At 65.5% G+C, this 1893-nt stretch carries 1 protein-coding gene; it reads left to right on the forward strand.

The features are described from left to right. Positions 1-178: 178 nt before the first annotated feature. A partial coding sequence (gene dnaE / locus MUO23_00840) for a DNA polymerase III subunit alpha (protein ID MCJ7511496.1) occupies positions 179-1893 on the forward strand: 1715 nt, incomplete at its 3' end.

Here is a 1893-nt window from a genome sequence, read left to right on the forward strand (position 1 = left end):
CGCTTCGGGAGTCGCGAGTACCCGATGCAGTCGGCTGTGGTGGGCGAAGGCCTGCCGCCGGCCGCTACCTAGGGCGGTAAAGGGCCTCGACCGACGGCCGACTGGCCCCCGGCCTCAACTCCGCTATAATCGATGAGGCGACCCTGCGTAGCTCACAGGGTCGCCCTCGAATCCTTTCATGTCATTTGTGCATCTTCACGTTCACTCCGAGTTCTCCCTGCTGGATGGGCTGAGCCGGATTCCAGCCCTTGTCCAGCGAGCGCGGGAACTCGAGATGCCGGCGCTCGCCCTGACCGATCACGGGGCGATGTTCGGGGTCGTCGACTTCTACCATGCGGCCCACAAGGCCGGCATTAAGCCGATCATCGGCATGGAAGCCTACCTGGCGCCCAACGGTATGCGCGACCGCGACCCGGTGCGCGACGCCCGTACCTTTCATCTGCTGCTGCTGGCGGAGAACGACATCGGCTACCGCAACCTGCTGGAGATCGCCACGGCCTCCCAGCTGGAGGGCTTCTACTACCGGCCGCGCATCGATCACGAGTACCTGGCGGCGCACGCCGAAGGCTTGATCTGCACCACGGGCTGCCTGTCTGGCGAAGTGCCCAGGGCGCTGATCGAGAGCCGGGAACAGGTGGCCCGCAGCCGGCTGGACTGGTACCTACAGGTCTTCGGCCGCGAGCGGTTCTACATCGAGCTGCAGCACCACGAAGTGCCGGAGCTGCCGGCCGTCAATCGTCAGCTGCTCGAACTCGGCGCCCATTACGGGGCGCAGTTTGTCGCCACCAATGATGTGCACTACATCAACCCGGCGGACGCCGAGCTGCAAGACATCCTGCTGTGCATCCAGACGGGATCGATCCGGTCGGACCCCGACCGGATGCGCATGACCGATCCCTCGTACTACCTGCGAACACCGCAGGAGATGGCGTCACTGTTCGGCCACGTCCCGGGCGCAATCCACAACACCCTGGCCATCGCCGAGCGCTGCAGCGTCGACCTGGGCTTCAAGGGCTACCGCCTGCCGGCCTTTCCCGTGCCGGAGGGAGAGACCCCGGCGGCCTTCCTGCGCGATCTGTGCACGCACGGGCTGCGTCGCCGCTTCGGGGAACGCCACACCGATCCCGCCGTCCAGGGCCGCCTCGAGTACGAACTGGGCGTGATCTCGCAGATGGGCTTCGAGACCTACTTTCTGATCGTGTGGGACCTATGTCGCTTCGCCCGGGAACAGGGCATCTGGTACAACGCCCGCGGTTCGGCTGCCGGCTCGATCGTCGCCTACGCTCTGGAGATCACCCTGGTCGATCCGTTGGAGCACGGGTTGATCTTCGAGCGTTTCCTCAATCCCGGGCGGGTCTCGATGCCCGACATAGACCTCGATTTCCAGGACGACAAACGCCATCTGGTGCTCGAGTATGCGGTGAACAAGTACGGGCGCGATCGCGTCGCCCAGATCATCACTTTTGGGACGCTCGGCGCCCGGGCCGCCATCCGCGATGTGGGCCGGGTAATGGATATCCCCTTGCCCGAGGTCGACCGGGTGGCCAAGCTGGTTCCCAACATCCCCGGCAAGCCGGTGACGATCCCCGAGGCGCTGGAAAGCGTGAGCGCCTTCCGTGAGGCAGCTGAGTCGGCGCCCTACCTCAAGGAGATGGTTGACATCGCCGCCCGGCTCGAAGGCGTCGCCCGCAACGCCGGAACGCACGCCGCCGGGGTGATCATCACCGATCGGCCTATCACCGAGTACATTCCGCTCCATCGCCCGACCAAGGGCACCCAGGAGGGCGGGTCGATCGGGGCCGTTACCCAGTTCGAGATGCAGGTGCTGGATATGCTCGGCCTGCTCAAGATCGACTTCCTGGGGCTGTCCACGCTGACGGTGATGGAGCGCGC

This window comes from Anaerolineales bacterium, from assembly GCA_022866145.1.
Taxonomy (GTDB): Bacteria; Chloroflexota; Anaerolineae; order Anaerolineales; family E44-bin32; genus PFL42.